The organism is Acidiluteibacter sp. (genome assembly GCF_055129545.1).
Genome location: NZ_JBSRUB010000034.1, coordinates 19,404 through 35,577, shown reverse-complemented (window position 1 = coordinate 35,577; position 16,174 = coordinate 19,404). Strand labels below are relative to the sequence as shown.

At 35.9% G+C, this 16,174-nt stretch carries 12 protein-coding genes; 7 read left to right on the top strand and 5 right to left on the bottom strand.

Features of this window, described 5'->3' with window-relative positions:
• Positions 1-16 precede the first annotated feature (16 nt).
• Entirely contained in the window at positions 17-1,330 is a 1,314-nt protein-coding gene (locus ACTB0X_RS16085; RefSeq protein ID WP_463026057.1) for a dihydrolipoamide acetyltransferase family protein, read from the bottom strand.
• A gap of 130 nt (positions 1,331-1,460) precedes the next feature.
• On the opposite strand from ACTB0X_RS16085, the gene ACTB0X_RS16080 reads away from it, so the two are divergent.
• The gene (locus ACTB0X_RS16080) at positions 1,461-2,066 is read left to right on the top strand and encodes a T9SS type A sorting domain-containing protein (protein WP_463026056.1); all 606 of its coding nucleotides are present in this window, start codon (positions 1,461-1,463) and stop codon (positions 2,064-2,066) included.
• Here ACTB0X_RS16080 and ACTB0X_RS16075 read toward each other — a convergent pair.
• Complete coding sequence (locus ACTB0X_RS16075; RefSeq protein ID WP_463026055.1) at positions 2,063-4,036, bottom strand: glycosyltransferase; 1,974 nt, start codon at positions 4,034-4,036, stop codon at positions 2,063-2,065. The two genes, ACTB0X_RS16080 and ACTB0X_RS16075, sit on opposite strands and share 4 nt — an antisense overlap.
• Positions 4,037-4,044: 8 nt before the next feature.
• Complete coding sequence (gene recR, locus ACTB0X_RS16070) at positions 4,045-4,665, bottom strand: recombination mediator RecR (RefSeq protein WP_463026054.1); 621 nt, start codon at positions 4,663-4,665, stop codon at positions 4,045-4,047.
• A 135-nt stretch (positions 4,666-4,800) separates the two neighbouring features.
• On the opposite strand from recR, the gene ACTB0X_RS16065 reads away from it, so the two are divergent.
• From ACTB0X_RS16065 to ACTB0X_RS16055, 3 genes are all read left to right on the top strand, one after another.
• Complete coding sequence (locus tag ACTB0X_RS16065; RefSeq protein ID WP_463026053.1) at positions 4,801-6,255, top strand: sodium:solute symporter; 1,455 nt, start codon at positions 4,801-4,803, stop codon at positions 6,253-6,255.
• An 81-nt stretch (positions 6,256-6,336) separates the two neighbouring features.
• The gene (locus ACTB0X_RS16060) at positions 6,337-7,242 is read left to right on the top strand and encodes a hypothetical protein (RefSeq protein ID WP_463026052.1); all 906 of its coding nucleotides are present in this window, start codon (positions 6,337-6,339) and stop codon (positions 7,240-7,242) included.
• Positions 7,243-7,246: 4 nt separating this feature from the next.
• Positions 7,247-7,927, top strand: coding sequence for a hypothetical protein (locus ACTB0X_RS16055; RefSeq protein WP_463026051.1), 681 nt, complete (start codon positions 7,247-7,249; stop codon positions 7,925-7,927).
• A gap of 3 nt (positions 7,928-7,930) precedes the next feature.
• Here ACTB0X_RS16055 and tamL read toward each other — a convergent pair whose 3' ends face one another.
• Positions 7,931-10,210 (bottom strand): translocation and assembly module lipoprotein TamL, encoded by a 2,280-nt coding sequence (gene tamL, locus ACTB0X_RS16050; protein WP_463026050.1) that lies wholly within the window; start codon positions 10,208-10,210, stop codon positions 7,931-7,933.
• 50 nt (positions 10,211-10,260) lie between these two features.
• On the opposite strand from tamL, the gene ACTB0X_RS16045 reads away from it, so the two are divergent.
• Entirely contained in the window at positions 10,261-11,004 is a 744-nt protein-coding gene (locus ACTB0X_RS16045) for a TrmH family RNA methyltransferase (RefSeq protein WP_463026049.1), read from the top strand.
• Here the strand turns inward: ACTB0X_RS16045 and ACTB0X_RS16040 are convergent.
• Positions 10,979-12,655 (bottom strand): NAD(P)/FAD-dependent oxidoreductase, encoded by a 1,677-nt coding sequence (locus ACTB0X_RS16040; RefSeq protein ID WP_463026048.1) that lies wholly within the window; start codon positions 12,653-12,655, stop codon positions 10,979-10,981. The genes ACTB0X_RS16045 and ACTB0X_RS16040 overlap by 26 nt on opposite strands.
• Before the next feature lie 18 nt (positions 12,656-12,673).
• Here ACTB0X_RS16040 and ACTB0X_RS16035 point away from each other — a divergent pair, with 18 nt between their 5' ends.
• Together ACTB0X_RS16035 and ACTB0X_RS16030 are read left to right on the top strand one after the other, a co-directional pair.
• On the top strand, positions 12,674-13,978 hold the full coding sequence (locus ACTB0X_RS16035; RefSeq protein ID WP_463026047.1) for a T9SS type A sorting domain-containing protein: 1,305 nt from the start codon (positions 12,674-12,676) through the stop codon (positions 13,976-13,978).
• A 48-nt stretch (positions 13,979-14,026) separates the two neighbouring features.
• The gene (locus ACTB0X_RS16030) at positions 14,027-16,162 is read left to right on the top strand and encodes a hypothetical protein (protein ID WP_463026046.1); all 2,136 of its coding nucleotides are present in this window, start codon (positions 14,027-14,029) and stop codon (positions 16,160-16,162) included.
• Positions 16,163-16,174 lie beyond the last annotated feature (12 nt).

Below are 16,174 nucleotides of genomic sequence, written 5' to 3'. Positions count from 1 at the left end.
TGTAGGGTTTCGTCGATTAAAAACCTCGATTCAAGTCAAAATTTTCTAAATAATCAGCTACTTTTCTTACGAAGCTTCCACCCAAAGATCCATCAACCACTCTATGGTCATATGATAATGATAAGTACATCATATGTCTAATTCCAATTGTATCCCCAAAAGGAGTTTCGATTACGGCCGGCTTTTTCTTGATGGTTCCAATCGCCATAATTGCAGCTTGTGGCTGATTGATGATTGGAGTGCCCATTACGTTTCCAAATGATCCAACATTGGTCACTGTAAAGGTTCCACCTGAGATTTCGTCTGATTGTAATTTGTTGTTTCTAGCTCTATTTGCTAAATCATTCACGGCTTTAGTTAAGCCAATTAAATTTTTCTGATCTGCGTCTTTAATAACAGGAACAATAAGGTTTCCAGAAGGCAAAGCTGTAGCCATTCCAATGTTAATATGTCCTCTTTTTATAATGTTGTTTCCATCAATAGAAACATTAATCATCGGAAGATCTTTAATCGCGCTAGCAACTGCTTCAATAATTATTGGAGTGAAAGTAATTTTTTCACCTTCCCTCTTTAAAAATTGATCTTTTATTTTGTTTCTCCAAAGCACGATGTTTGTTACATCTGCTTCTACAAAAGAAGTAACGTGAGGAGAAGTGTGCTTAGAACGAACCATGTGTTCAGCTATCAGCTTTCTCATTCGATCCATTTCAATAATCTCATCTTCACCGCCAATACTTATCGCTGGTGCAGATGGAGTAGGAGTGCTAGATTTTGCAGGAGCCGGAGCCGCAGCAGGCTTTGATTCAACTGGAGCTGTATTATTTCCTCTATTTTTTAAATAACCCAATAGGTCATCTTTTGTAATCCGATCATCCTTACCTGTACCACTAATTTGATCAAGTTCGGCTGAAGTAATGCCTTCGGTATCTGCGATACTTCTCACTAATGGAGAAAGGAATTTACCTGAGGTAGTGTTTTTTTCTAATTTTTCAGATGACGCTGTTGCAGCCGGAGTTTCTGCTTTTACTGGGCTAGCTGCAGTTGAAGAAGCAGCAGCAACTGGAGCGGCTGAAGTAGCTGAATTAGATCCTTCAGTTTCTATTATTGCGATTACTTGTCCTACTTGAACTACATCATCTTCTTTGAATAATAGCTTTTTTATGATTCCATCTTCAGGCGAAGGAATCTCTGAATCAACTTTATCAGTGGCTATTTCAATAATAGCTTCTTCGGCTTCTACTCTGTCACCTTCGCTTTTTAACCATTTAATAATAGTTGCTTCTGCAACACTTTCGCCCATTTTAGGCATAACTAATTCTACTTCTGCCATCTGTTTCTTTTAAATAATAACGTTGCAAAATTAGCCAAAATAATAGTTTTCACAGAGACGGAATCATTAAAAATCACTTCGGCCAAAATATGGTCAATTATTTTTCGTTTACTTAACTTTAGAAATCAGTATGAAAAAATATATCCTTGTCATTTATTTCGCTTTGTATTTAATTAATAGTGCTTTCTCTCAAGTTGATCGCATTGTGAAATTTTCTGCAGAATTGTCTGGTCAAAGTGTAATCGTTACATGGGTTGTTGGGGCAGGCTCTACTTGTCAAGAAGTCGTGGTTCAGCGAAGCGTTGATTCTATAGAATTCAGAGATGTTTATTTATATCCATCCATTTGTGGAGATTCTGACGAACCGGTGGTTTACAATTGGATTGATCGTTCGCCAACAAATTATAGTTTAAATTATTACCGAATGAAAATTGAAGGAGTTGACTATACTGAAGCTGTAAAAGTTGATTATAATTCTAAGGTATTATTTGGAGAAATTAATCTTTTTCCCAATCCTGTTGAGCAACAATTGGAGTTTTGGTTTGAAAACAATCTGCGGCAACAATTTCAATATCGGATTATAGATTTTTCAGGCAATGTACTTGTTTCAAGTTTGAAAACTTCTGGACAACACGTTAAATGGGATGCAACTATATTGAACGCTGGCGTTTATATTTTGGAACTCAAAAATATTGATAATGGAACCGTAAAGACCAAAAAGTTTGTCAAACTTTAATGGGGATAGTTCCCTAACTTCACCATGTTTTTAATAATAATTTCGATATCCTTAGCTGTGGAATAATTTCTAGAATATTGATAATTTGTTTTGTTTATTAAATCTGGATCAATTAACTCTCTTTCAAAATTATCTGCAGGCGTAAGCACTCCTTTTTTATGCAATGGCAATTGGTCACCAATTTTGTCAGACCAATGGTAACCGACCCATGAAACTTGACCTTTCAATACACTGAAAATATTGGATATAAATTGTGCCTTTGTTTTAACAATTAAAAGCAGAATTGGGCTAATTAGCATTGACACTATAGAAATGCTGATATCTAAGGCTCGCTTTTTTCTGCGATTACTTGGCTTGCTTATGGCATTTGTATCCATAATATAGAACTCTCCACTATTCTGGATGGAGTTGCTTCCAATGATGTATAAACTTTCTGGAGGTGCAATTTTAAACTCAACGTTTTTGTCTTTTATCTCAGACATTTGAGATAAAATTTCATTGGCATCAATATCTTTGCTGCAAAAAATCACCTCATTTATCTTGTAGATTTCTACTACATCGTTTAGCTGATACAATCGGCTGAGGTAATAATTGTCTGCTTCTATATTGCTTTCTTTACTTGGATTAATTCTTGCCAAGAAATCTGCTTCAACTAATGTTTCTTTTAAAAACTGCTCTATTCGCTTAATTTCTTTTTTGGTACCTACAATTGCTATGCGTTTTGATTGTTTTCCTCTTAGTTTATTAATGCCTAAAAAATGCAAAATTAATCGAACCAATGGCAGCGCTATTAATCCCCAAAGAATACTGAAAACAATAATGGCTCTTGAAAATCGAAATTCTTCATCGAGTAATGAGTAGGAGGAAAGAATAATGATTCCACCTAAGGAAATGCCCTTAAAAAGGTTTGCTATTTTATGTTTTCTACTGTAAACGCTACTGAAAATATTGGACACAATAAAGATGGCGATCATTACTATAAACCCAATGTTAATGAGTTCATCTGGGTATGCTCCACCATCGACAAATCGCACATTCTCTTCATAATAATCTGTAATGAAGTACATTCCAATTAAAAGGATCAATGCGTCTAAAATAGGCAAAGCAATTTGGCGCACGAATCGCATCATTAGTGCAATTGCAGCTCTGAGGTAAATCGCTAAATTGATAAAGAATGAAAACAGCTTCGCATTCTTCTGAGAGAAGTGTTTCTTGGCAAAAATGACCATTGCTTTATAAAACACAAACACATAATTGATGCTGCTCTTTTTAGTGCTTTCTCCTTTGTAGTGGATTATCCTAGCGGTTGGGAAATAATAATTTTTATATCCTCCTAGTGTAATTCGATAACTTAAATCAATGTCTTCTCCATACATGAAAAAGCTTTCATCCAACAACCCTACTTTATCTAGTGTTTCTTTTCGGAGCCACATATAAGCACCTGAAAGTACATCGACTTCATTTGTTTCATTATTGTCTAAATAGCCCAAATGGTATTTCCCAAATTTCTTAGATTTTGGAAAGAGTGAAGACAATCCAAAGATTTTATAAAAGGCAACTGAAGGAGTCGGTAATCCTCTTTTAGATTCGGGCAGGAAAATTCCTTTCCCGTCGATCATACTAATTCCTAAGCCACCTGCATCTGGCGTGGCTTTCATAAAATTATAACAGTCAAGGAATGTATTTTCTTCTACTACTGTATCAGGATTTAATAACAAAACAAACTCACCCTTAGATAATAGAATTGCCTGATTGTTCGCCTTGGAAAAACCTACATTTACTTTGTTCTCAATTCGAATAACATCCGGATACTTGTCTTTTACCATTTTCATGGAGCCATCTACCGAATTGTTATCGACCACAAAAACCTCACATTCTCCGAGCTTGTTTGCAGCGATTTGCACTGTTCGCAAACAATTCTCTAAAAAATATTGAACATTGTAATTGACTATAATTACGGATAACTTCATGCGATAAATTAAGAAGAGAAGGTTTGTTCAAACGGAATTCTATTTTGAATGGAGCGTCCTAGTGTGATTTCATCGGCATATTCTAATTCGTCTCCAATTGCCACTCCTCTTGCAATAGTAGAGAGATTAACGTCAAAATGTTTTAATTTCTTATAAATGTAAAAATTGGTGGTGTCACCTTCCATCGTTGCACTTAAGGCCATGATCACCTCTCTTACTTCCCCTTTGCCCACGTTTTTAATGAGAGAGTCTATATTCAAATCGTTTGGACCAATACCATCCATAGGGGAGATGATTCCACCTAAAACATGGTATTTGCCTTTAAATAATTGGGTATTCTCAATGGCCATTACATCCCTAACATCTTCGACTACACAAACAATAGATCCGTCTCTGTTCATGTTGCTACAAATGTCACACATTGGCGTATCCGAAATGTTATGACAATTTTGACAATAGGAAATGTTATTTCTTAAATCGATAAAGCTTTGACCGAATAGATTGACATCTTCCTTTTCTTTTTTAAGTAAATGAAGTACTAGTCTCAATGCAGTTCTTCTACCAATTCCAGGTAAGGTGCTAAATTGCTCTACGGCATTTGATAAAAGTTTGGAAGGATAATTTCCCACAGAAAGGCTAAAATTTTAGATTGATTCAAAATTACCATCTTTATTGGAATATCGGTTTTAAGTATTCATAATTTCCGTTTGTTCCTTCGGTCAATTACAGAAAAAAAGCTTTATTTCGTGACTCAAAATCGAACTATGAGTCCTATTGTTATTCTATCCATCATTATTGCTTATTTTCTATTACTTATAGGAATTAGCTATTTCACCTCAAGAGGAGCAGATAATGATTCCTTTTTTGTAGGGAACAAAAATTCCAAATGGTATTTAGTTGCTTTTGGAATGGTGGGTGCATCATTGTCGGGAGTAACTTTTGTCTCTGTTCCAGGATGGGTCAATACGAGTCAATTCTCCTATATGCAAATGGTTTTTGGGTATTTGTTTGGTTACTTTATTGTAGCCAATGTGTTGATGCCGATGTATTATCGATTAAATCTAACATCAATTTATACCTACTTGGAACAGCGTTTTGGTTTTTGGTCGTATAAAACTGGAGCGTTTTATTTTTTAATATCAAGAATTATTGGCGCTTCATTTAGACTGTTTCTAGTAGCTAGTGTGCTTCAATTGTCCATTTTTGAAAGTTGGGGAGTTCCTTTTTGGGTCACCGTTGCCATAACTATTCTCTTGATCTGGGTTTACACTTTTAAAGGCGGAATTAAAACAATTGTATGGACAGATACGCTTCAAACTTTTTTCATGTTAACTGCAGTCGGAGTAACCATATTTGTTATCGCGAATCAATTGGATTGGAGTTTTGGAGAAATGGTAAGCCAAGTAAAGGAAAGTGATTATTCTCAGATTTTCTTTTTCGATAATTGGAACTCTAAACAGTATTTTTTAAAATCATTTTTAAGTGGTATTTTTATTACTGTAGTAATGACTGGACTGGATCAGGATATGATGCAGAAAAATTTGAGTTGTAAAAATATTCAAGAAGCCAAATGGAACATGTATTCCATGAGCATAGTGATGGTATTTGTTACGTTTGTCTTTCTATTTTTAGGAGCATTGTTGTATTTATATGCAGCCCAAAAAGGAATCGTTTTGCCAGAGAAAGCGGATCAATTGTTTCCAATGTTAGCAACTGGGGGATATTTAGGTTACACTGTTGCTGTTTGTTTTATATTGGGGTTAATTGCCGCAGCTTATTCTAGTGCGGATAGTGCATTAACCGCTTTGACCACTTCGTTTTGTGTTGACATTATTGACATTAATAAGAAACCGGCTCACAAAAAGGAAGCATTGCGAAAAATGACCCACATCGGAATGTCATTTGTGCTATTCTTAGTGATTCTGTTGTTTGAGTTAATCAATGATGACAGTGTTATCGACTCCTTATTTAAAGCTGCAGGATATACTTATGGGCCACTATTGGGGCTTTATGCGTTTGGATTGTTCACCAAATTGAATGTAAAAGACAAATGGGTTCCATTAATTTGCTTGGCATCTCCGATCATATGTTATGTAATTAATGCAAATTCTGTTCAATTGTTTAATGGATATCAATTTGGATATGATTTATTGATTCTTAATGGAGGGCTTACTTTTGTTGGGCTGTACCTCATAAAAAGTAGAGAAGTTGAAAAGTAATGACATTATTTTTACTTAACAATTTTGAATCCCATTACTTATTTCTAAATTAGTTGACTCAAAACTTTATTTGTTTTCAAAATGAACATATTAAAAATCGCATCAACTAGTTTTGCCGTTTTAACAATTAGTACAATTGTAGCTTGTGCAGAACCTCAATCTTCCCAATCGGAAAATAAAACTGAAAACGCAGACTCTCTAGAGATGGCTGCAACTTCAGCAATCAAACCGGATGAAAATTATTATCCCATTCCTTCACCTGAAGAAATGTTTGCATTTATCAAGGCAAATCAATTAAAGTATGACCCGTCAAAAGTGATGGAAAATGATATTTCATCATTTTTATCCGAGCAACAAAAAGCCATTGCGTTTGGAATGTTTTCGACAAATTTAGCCTACGTAGCTTCATTTGAAGATTTTCAAAAGTCTATTGCCTATTATAAAACAATTCGACAACTAGGAATTGATTTGGGGATTGAAGGAGCTGTTTCGGACAATACGATGAATAAAATTCAGGCGAATTTGGATCAGCCAGACTCATTAATGAAAATTGTAAATAACTCTTACAGAGAGTCTGTTGAGTTTTTAGAGAATAATCGACGTGGTAATATAATGGCAATTATTGCCGCAAGTGGTTGGATTGAAAGTATGCACATCGTTCTTTCTTCTCTTCCGAAATATGATGAGTCAAATCCTGTGATGCAACGAATTGCCGATCAGAAACTAATTTTTGGAAACTTATTGGCCTATTTAAAAATGCACAGCGATGATGAAATGGTTTTAGAAACAATGGAAACCATAAGTCCGGTGAGGGATGTGTTTTTAGGCTTTGAAGAAAGAAAAGTTGGTAAGGTTACCAATGAAAAGAAAGGAAAGAAGTTGATATTAGGTGGGGGAACAAAAATTTACATGTCTGCAGATCAATTCAAAGAGTTGAAAGCAAGTGTTGAGCAGGTTAGAAAATCAATGTTAAATGAATCAATTTAAGAAAATGAAAAACAATATACTTTCAATTGCTCTTTTCGGAATTGCAACAATCCTGATTGGTGGGGCTCAAGCTCAATCTTGCAATTATTTTCACAAGAGGAACTGTGTTTCTGAAAGCGAAATTCCTATGCAGGAGGACACTCAATCTAAAAGTGCTTTATTTTCTAAAGGACAGCAATCAGATTTTAACATGGTAGCCTACAAAGGTCAAGATTATAGAATTGTATTGTGTACGGATGAAATTTTTTCGGAGCCATTGGAGTTTAGAATCTACGAAAAGGTGAGAGTAAGAATTGACCCTGCAGCAGAAGCCGCTGCAGCTCTAAAAGAAGAGCCTGCACCAGCTAAGCAGGAGGAAGCAGCTGCCGATGACGATGGTTGGGGAAGCACTGCATCTTACGATTCATATAGTGATGACAGTTGGGGTGATTCTGGCGGCGATAATAATAACTCTGGCGGTGGAGAATATAAGGAGACCAAGTTTAAATTGGTTAAAGAATTATTGTACGATAATAAAGAAGATGGAATGGTTCAAGAAATTGAATTTACCGCAGAGAATACAAAAAGTTTAACTATTGAAGTGAAAGTTCCTGGAGAAGCCGTTCAGAAAAAATTAAAAATTAAAGAAGTTGGTTGTGTTGGTGTAATGGTAGAGCATACGAAGTCGGGTGGACTAGGGTTTTAATTCTTAGAATGGATACCCAATACCAATATTGAAATTAGTATTCTTTATACGAACATCATATGTTAGATTTTTTGGAGCACCTGGATCTTTAAATGGAGTAGCGGCATCAAAACGTAGAATAAAAAAGGTAAAATCTAAACGAATTCCTGCACCAATACCAATAGCTAAATCATCCCATAGCTTATTGAATTTAAATTCGGTAGAAGGGCGATTGTCGCCTTGTTTGTATTCCCAAATATTTCCTGCATCCACAAATGCTGCACCTTCAATGATTTTTGTAATGTCAAATCGATATTCAACATTGGCTTCAAGGCTAACATTACCTATTTGATCCACTTGATTTTCTTCATCATTTGGTAGGGAGCCTGGACCTAATTCCCTTGCTTGCCACGCTCGAATTCCATTTGCTCCTCCTGCAAAAAAGCTTTTCTCAAAAGGCATTACATTAATATTGCCATAAGGCATTCCTAAACCTGCAGCAAAGCGGTAAACTAATGAAGTAAACCTATAATTACGGTAAATTCTTAAATCGATATCTGACTTAATGTATTGCGCATATCGGATTCCTGCAATATCATATGTTTCGCTTTCATTCTTTGGTGTTCCGGATAATTTATTTACGGCGGTTAACGTATTTCCGGCAAACTCTATGTTCCCTCTAAAAAAATGAGCATTTCTCTTTTTGGTATAGTCTTGATTATTGAAAATGAAACTGTATTTAGTAGCTGATATAAAGTGATCTCTATAGCTGTTTTGAATAAACGGGTTGTTGATTGATTCCAATCGTTTATTAAAACTCTCGCTTTTGTCTAGTTTAATATAACTAATGTCAATAGGTTGAATAATATGTGTTTTTTCGGGTGTTTCATTCCATGAATAGGCCAAATATACTTTTGAAACTCTACGCGTATAATCTGGGCGTTGCTGAAAATTATAGGACAAGTTAATGGTAGTTTTAGGGTTGGTCCTTGCCGAAAATTTATCTGCAGAAAAGGGCAATAAAAAACGTGGAATATCTAGGTTGATTTCTGGTCCAAATTCAATGGTGTTAAATGGGAGGCCATTGGTAATGCTTGAATTGGATTCATTATCTAAAACCTGTTGTGCTTCCAAACCTCCTTTTAGCCTTACACTAAAAGTTTCAGCTCCTTTGAATGCATTGGCATTTTGAAACCCAACATTTCCTGAAATACCCAAGTTTCCACCACTGTTTGTTCCTTCAGCTTCAATGGAAAAACTTTTTGCTTTTCGAGGGGATAAACTAATGAAACAATTTAGCGTGTTTGGGTTTTCAAAATCTTTTTCAAATCGAATACTGATGAAGTTAAAGGCCCGAAGTGCTGATAAATTTCGGTAGGTTAAGTCTTGATTTTTTAATAGGTACAGTTCTCCTTTTCTTAAAAAAATAGACCGTGCTATTGCTTTGGGCTTAAACTTAAATCTTCCCTCATCAATAAAGTAGATGTCTTTTTCAAAAAGCGTATCACTGGCAATTTGATAGGTTAATTGATTGTCGTAATTAAATCGAACAAATACATTATTAATGGTGTATTTTTCGTGAGGCTCGAAGTAAACTTCACCTTCATAAGTTTTCTTTTCTACATCTTTTATCCCCAATTGAATCGACGCCAATTTATTGGATGTGTCAGCTTCAAAAAAAATGTATTCTTTAGTGAAGTAATAATAACCTTCATTTTTCAGTAAGCGTGTCAATCTATTTCGTTCTTCTTGCAATAAATCTACATCGAAGCGTTTTTTCGGTTTTATCAATAAATTGGAGCTATCTCTTTCTACGTGATAATAAATAGTCTTGTCGGTAATCGAGTATTCTAAGTCAGAAATTCGATATGGTTCACCCTCGTCAATATGATAATCTACTTTTATCTTTTGTTTATTGATTGATGTAGTGTAGCTTACTTTCGCATCATAGAAGCCTCGATTGTTGAGGTACAACTTAAGTTGACTCGCCGTTTTTCTGGTCAATAAGGAATCATAAATGACAGGAGGTTCTCCAATGGCATCCTTAATTCTACTTTCAGCCTTGTCGTAGTATAAGTTGTATATCCCTAAATATAATGGGAATACGCCAAGAAGTCTTCGGTTAGGTTTCTGTTTTACTAAACCGTAGATGGTTTCTTTGTCAAGTTCATCATTCGTAACTTTTACTTTAACTTTGCTCACCAACAACTCATTCTCGTTGAGGTGTCGAGTAGATTTACACGCATTCATTAACAGCGCAGTAACGATTGCGAAAAAAATTAATAAATGACGATTGAAATTCAACTGACTGAGAAAAGTTTAGATGTTCATTTTCTGCGAAATTAATAATAAGCATGCTTTCAAATCGTCAAATTAAACTAATCCAATCGCTCAAGCAAAAGAAATTTCGAATCGAGCATCAATTATTTGTTGCCGAAGGTGAGAAAATAGCTGCTGAAATAATAGAAAATCAATCGTTTGAAATAGAAACTGTTTTTGCAACTAAAGGTTGGATTCAAGAGAATCAATCTTCTATAAAATCAACAATGGAGATTTGTGAAGTGTCAGAAAAGGAGTTGGATAAAATCTCTTTTTTGACCACGCCCAATCAAGTCCTTCTTTTGCTTAAAATGTCAACTGTTAAAAATCAACAACCAGATTGGACGATAGCCATAGAAAAATTACAAGATCCCGGGAACTTAGGAACCATTATTCGCATTGCGGATTGGTTTGGAATTTCTCAAATTATATTAAGTGATGACTCGGTTGATGTTTATAACCCTAAAGTGGTGCAAGCTACAATGGGATCTATTGCCAGAGTTTCTATAGAGTACCAAGATCTAGAAAAATGGCTTTCAACTCAAAAAAGACCAATTTATGCGGCAGCTTTGGGTGGAGAAAGTCTTTACCGGACTACTTTTGAATCAACAGGAGTTTTATTGTTAGGTAATGAAAGTAAAGGCTTGTCAACTGAAATATTGAGTAAAGTGACTCATTCAGTTGAAATTCCGAAAAGGGGAGGGGCTGAGTCACTAAATGTGTCAGTAGCTTGCTCAGTTTTCGCAAGTGAAATTATGCGTCAAATTTCGTTGCGATAGCCGAAGCACATTTCATTCCATCTATAGCAGCAGAAACTATTCCTCCCGCATATCCTGCACCTTCTGCACAAGGATACAATCCTTTTAAAGTGGTGTGCTCTAGGGTGATTTTATCTCTAGGAATTCTTACAGGAGATGAGGTTCTACTTTCGACACCTACAATAATTGCATCGTCGCTGAGGTAGTTTCGCATACTTTGTCCAAACAATTCAAAGCCTTTGATTAATCTGGTTGCGATTGGTTTTGGTAGTTCTAAATCTAGTCGGGTTTCTTTCGTTCCTGCTTTGTAAGAGTTGATTGGAAGAGAAGAGGAATTTCGTTGTTTTACAAAATCTTTCAGTCGTTGTGCGGGCGCTATCTGACCAATCTGGGTGGTCAAATCATTTCCTGCAACTTTAAATGCCAATTTCTCTACATATTGTTGGTATTGCATGCCCCCTAATGGACCGCTAAATCCAAATTGATGAATGTCTTTTTCTTCTACAGGCACCACAATTCCAGAGTTGGCAAATGGATTGTTCCGTCTAGATGGAGACCATCCATTGGTAACAATTTCTCCGGCATTGGTAGCACATGGAGCTATAATTCCACCTGGACACATGCAGAATGAATAAACACCTCTGCCATTTACTTGCTTCACTATTCGGTATGCCGCTGGTGGTAAAACATCGTCACTGCTTTTACCGTGATACTGCATGCGGTCTATTAATTCTTGAGGATGTTCTACACGAACGCCCATTGCAAAAGACTTTGCTTCAACTTCTATTTTACGATCATGTAGTAAGGTAAAAATGTCACGGGCGGAATGTCCTGTTGCTAAAATTAAGTTACTGCAAGTGATTTTTTTATCATTATTGATTTCAATTCCTTCCAACTGATTGTTAGAATAGAAAATATCGGTCATTTTTGAATTGAAATGTACTTCGCCACCTGCTTCTATAATTCGGTCACGCATCGCAACAATAATTTGAGGTAATTTATTGGTTCCAATATGCGGGTGCGCATCCACTAAGATCTCTGAACTAGCGCCATGTTCTACAAATAAGTTCAGGATTTCATCGACGTCACCACGCTTAGTGCTTCTGGTGTATAATTTCCCATCAGAATATGTGCCGGCGCCACCTTCTCCAAAACAGTAGTTAGATTCAGGGTTCACTGTTTGCGCCTTTATAATCGCTGCCAAGTCTCTTCTTCTCGCACGAACGTCTTTTCCTCGTTCAAAAATAATCGGTTTGATTCCTTGCTTTAATAGCTCTATCGCTGCAAAAATTCCAGCAGGACCAAACCCAATAATGACAACTTCTTTGGAAGGTTTTAATTTTTTGAAGTTGGTTTTATAGGGAGCCTTAGTTTCTGGAACAGCAGTGTAAATATCGACTCTTAAATTTATTTTTATATCCCTTTTTCTAGCGTCAATCGATCGCTTAATAATTTCAAAAGTCAGAATAGCCTTTTCAGGTATTCCTGATGCTATCGACAATTGTTTTTTTAATTCATCGTCATTTCTATATTGATCTAAAAAAAGGGTGGTGTCGATTGTTTTTTTCAAAAGTTGGTTGGCACATAGCGCCGAATTAGGATTGATAATAAATTGTTCAAAAATACTTGTTAAATTATTTCGGTATTCAGCGGAATAGAAGTTTTTTTGCATAAAATTATAACTATTATAATGGGGAAGTTCTTCTCGATTGCGTTCATTTTTATATCAGCTATAAATAGTGTTAGTTCTCAGCAACTTGACACTGTAAAGATCATGTCTTACAACTTGCTGAATTATAGAAATTCCACTACTTACTGCACCAATTCTAACAACAACACCGCCGATAAAGAGGGGTATTTAGCAACTATTGTTGGGCATGTGAATCCAGATGTCATTGTTTGCAATGAAATTGGAGCCAATTTTGCCAATGGGTTTTACTTAATGCAGAACTCACTAAATGTGAATGGAGTGAGTCATTGGGCGCAAGCCAATTACTTTGCTTCCTCAGGCTCTGACCTCAGTAATATGTTGTATTTCAATACGACAAAAGTAGGCTTGGCTTCGCAAGATCAAATTGAACGTGATACGAACAACTCTCCAATCGTCCGATTGATTGATGTGTATCGGTTGTATTACGAACAACCCAATATGACGGCTCAAACGGATACAGTATTTTTTACTGTTTTAGCGGCTCATTTAAAAGCAAGCAATAATGCAGCAGATCGATTAGAACGTGAAAAAACGACCGCCGCAGTAATGAAATACTTGGATGATAATAATTTGCAAGGAAATGTATTCATCTGTGGCGACTTTAACGTTTATTCCGGTTCTGAGGGCGCTTTTCAAAACCTAATCAATTATTCTGCAAATCCATCCGTACGCTTTTTTGATCCAATTAATGCCATTGGAAGTTGGAACAACAACAGTAGCTTTAGTTATGCACATACCCAATCTGTTCGTTCATCGAGTAATGGTTGTGCTGCAGGTGGTGGTATGGATGATCGATTTGATTTTACGTTAGTTTCTGATGAAGTCTTGAACAATGTAGATCGGATGAAATACATTGCTAATTCATATTCTGCCTTAGGTCAAGATGGGAATCGATTTAATGGAAATATTAATTCTCCCTTGAATACGTTGGTTCCAGTAAATGTTGCGAATGCGCTATATAATATGAGTGATCATTTGCCTGTGGTTTCGTCTTATGAGATAGATTATTCTATTCCAACTGGGGTTGCTTCTTTTCAGAACAATGAACAGATTCGAGTGGTAAATCCCATCAATGCTATTTTAGCCATCATTAAAGAGGGAGCTAACTTTAATCAAGCAAGTATTCAATTGTTTGATATGAATGGCAGATTATTAATTGATGAAACCAGTAACCAGTCGTCTTTTATTAGAATTAATACGTCTTTCTTACAAAGAGGGGCTTATATCCTAAAAGTATATGAAGGAAAGGAATTGGTGAAAATTCAAAAGTTAATAAAGATTTAACACAACAATCAAATTGCCGATTTTATAATAAGGAACTTTGCAACGCTTATGAAAAAAGGATTATCTATATTATTTCTCTTTAGTAGTATTTTGGTTATTGGCCAAACGGCTTCTTTTCAGGAACGAGTAACATCAGTTTCTAACACCCGTTTGACAGTGACCAATGTTGGTACATTCGGAAATGCTTTTAGAGGGTATCGAGATGGAAGCGGAAATGAATCTTGCGAGTATCCTGCTGGTTCAGGAATAGAGCACCTTTTTGAAGGTGGAGTTTGGTTTGGTGGATTATTGAATCAAAAGGAATTGGTTTCTACTTCAGCTTTTGATCAGCCACAAGGGTATGCTACTGGTAGAGGAGGGTACGAATTTACGGGAGCCATTGGGAGTCGTCTGAATGTTCGTTCTTCATTGTACGACAGTCCAAATTTTAATCCGCAAGCTGTTTCTCATGAAGATTTTGTAGCTACTTTTACTGATACCAATTTGTTTGTACCTGGAACTAATGTTCCTATCGCAAGTCATACAGAACCCTTAAATATTAAGATTATACAGAAAACCTATAACTGGAACTTTACGTTCAGTGATTTTTTGGTGTTTTTAGATTTTGAGATTATTAATTTGGGTCGTCCAGGTTCAGTAAATAATGCAATTGATAGTGCCTTTTTTGCTTTTTACGCCAATTCAGTAGTCCGAAATATTAACATTACCCCTGCAGGTTCAGGTGGAGTTTCTTTTTATGATAAAGGTGGAAATGGATTCGAAGATTCTTTAGACTTGGCTTATACTTATGATAAAACTGGTGATGTAGGTTTTACAGACAGTTATATCGGTCAGAAATTTTTAGGAGCTGAAGATAAGTTTGGCTTTCACCATCCGACATTGGATCTAACGTTTAACTCACATTACAGTGCATGGACGTTTAACAGTTCATCTGATCCAATATTCTTTCAACCAGCAAATGATAAAGCTCGCTACGATAAAATGGCGAAAGGGTTGAATGATAGTCCTTGTTGGGAAGATGGATCTGCACAAGGATGTACTGGTCGAAAGTATCAAGACATAATAAATGATGCCGGGAATCGCTCTGACTTGGTTTCCATAGGGCCGTTTAGGGATTTTAAAAAGGGAGATACCATTCGAGTTTCCTACGCCATTATTATGGCGAAAAAGTTTGACGATGGAAAACCAACCGCAGACAATTCATTCGAACAAAAAAAGAACTTATTTGCCAATGCCGATCGAGCACAATTGGCTTATTATGGAGAAGACATCAACTTTAATGGGGTCTTGGATCCAGGTGAAGACAACAATAACGATGGAAAGATAACTCGATTTATTTTACCTGAACCACCTGCAATTCCAAGAACGAAAGTAGTTGCTCAAGATAAAAAAATAGAATTGTATTGGACGGAAAACTCAGAAGAATCCATTGATCCAATTACCAATAAAAAAGATTTTGAAGGGTATAGAATTTACCTATCAAAACTAGGGTTTGATGTCACTGGTGTTCAAAATCTATCAGAAGATTTAGTGGCGTTGGATGAATATGACTTGCCCAACAATGGAAAGTTTAAGGACATTGGGTTGGATGACATTCGTTTAACAACTCCGGCATTATTTACTGGTGACACCAACGTCTATCATTACAAATATGTCATTGACAATTTATTGGACGGATGGCAATATGCAGTGGCCGTTTCAGCCTTTGATACTGGTGACGAAGAAAGTAATTTGGAATCATTAGAATCAAGTATTTTAGGGAATAACTTTAGAGTATTTCCTGGGAAAAAGCCTTCAGAATCATTTGATGAAAACGAACCTTATGCTTATCCAAATCCTTATTATTTAGGAGCATCTTGGGAAGGAAGAAGTAATTTTCAAGAACAAAGTAGAAAGTTGATTTTTAGCAATCTTCCTGAAAGATGTGTGATTCGAGTATTCGCGCCTGCAGGAGATTTAATCGATGAGATTTATCACAACCCTGAATACGATGGTAGCGATATCAAATGGTTTGATACGTTTGGAGCAGAAAACAAAAAGAACAATAAGTTCTCAGGTGGTGAGCACGCTTGGGACTTACTTTCAAAATCCACTCAGATTATTAGCAGAGGAATTTATTTGTTCTCAGTAGAGAATTTAGACAACAACGAAACATATAGAGGAAAATTCACAATAATTAAATAGTAATAGAAATTC

What these genes read in the sequence shown, in the direction of transcription:
- ACTB0X_RS16085 (WP_463026057.1), bottom strand. Translation starts at nt 1,330, where the DNA reads ATGGCAGAAGTAGAATTAGTTATGCCTAAAATGGGCGAAAGTGTTGCA.
- ACTB0X_RS16080 (WP_463026056.1), top strand. Translation starts at nt 1,461, where the DNA reads ATGAAAAAATATATCCTTGTCATTTATTTCGCTTTGTATTTAATTAAT.
- ACTB0X_RS16075 (WP_463026055.1), bottom strand. Translation starts at nt 4,036, where the DNA reads ATGAAGTTATCCGTAATTATAGTCAATTACAATGTTCAATATTTTTTA.
- ACTB0X_RS16065 (WP_463026053.1), top strand. Translation starts at nt 4,801, where the DNA reads ATGAGTCCTATTGTTATTCTATCCATCATTATTGCTTATTTTCTATTA.
- ACTB0X_RS16060 (WP_463026052.1), top strand. Translation starts at nt 6,337, where the DNA reads ATGAACATATTAAAAATCGCATCAACTAGTTTTGCCGTTTTAACAATT.
- ACTB0X_RS16055 (WP_463026051.1), top strand. Translation starts at nt 7,247, where the DNA reads ATGAAAAACAATATACTTTCAATTGCTCTTTTCGGAATTGCAACAATC.
- ACTB0X_RS16045 (WP_463026049.1), top strand. Translation starts at nt 10,261, where the DNA reads ATGCTTTCAAATCGTCAAATTAAACTAATCCAATCGCTCAAGCAAAAG.
- ACTB0X_RS16040 (WP_463026048.1), bottom strand. Translation starts at nt 12,655, where the DNA reads ATGCAAAAAAACTTCTATTCCGCTGAATACCGAAATAATTTAACAAGT.
- ACTB0X_RS16035 (WP_463026047.1), top strand. Translation starts at nt 12,674, where the DNA reads ATGGGGAAGTTCTTCTCGATTGCGTTCATTTTTATATCAGCTATAAAT.
- ACTB0X_RS16030 (WP_463026046.1), top strand. Translation starts at nt 14,027, where the DNA reads ATGAAAAAAGGATTATCTATATTATTTCTCTTTAGTAGTATTTTGGTT.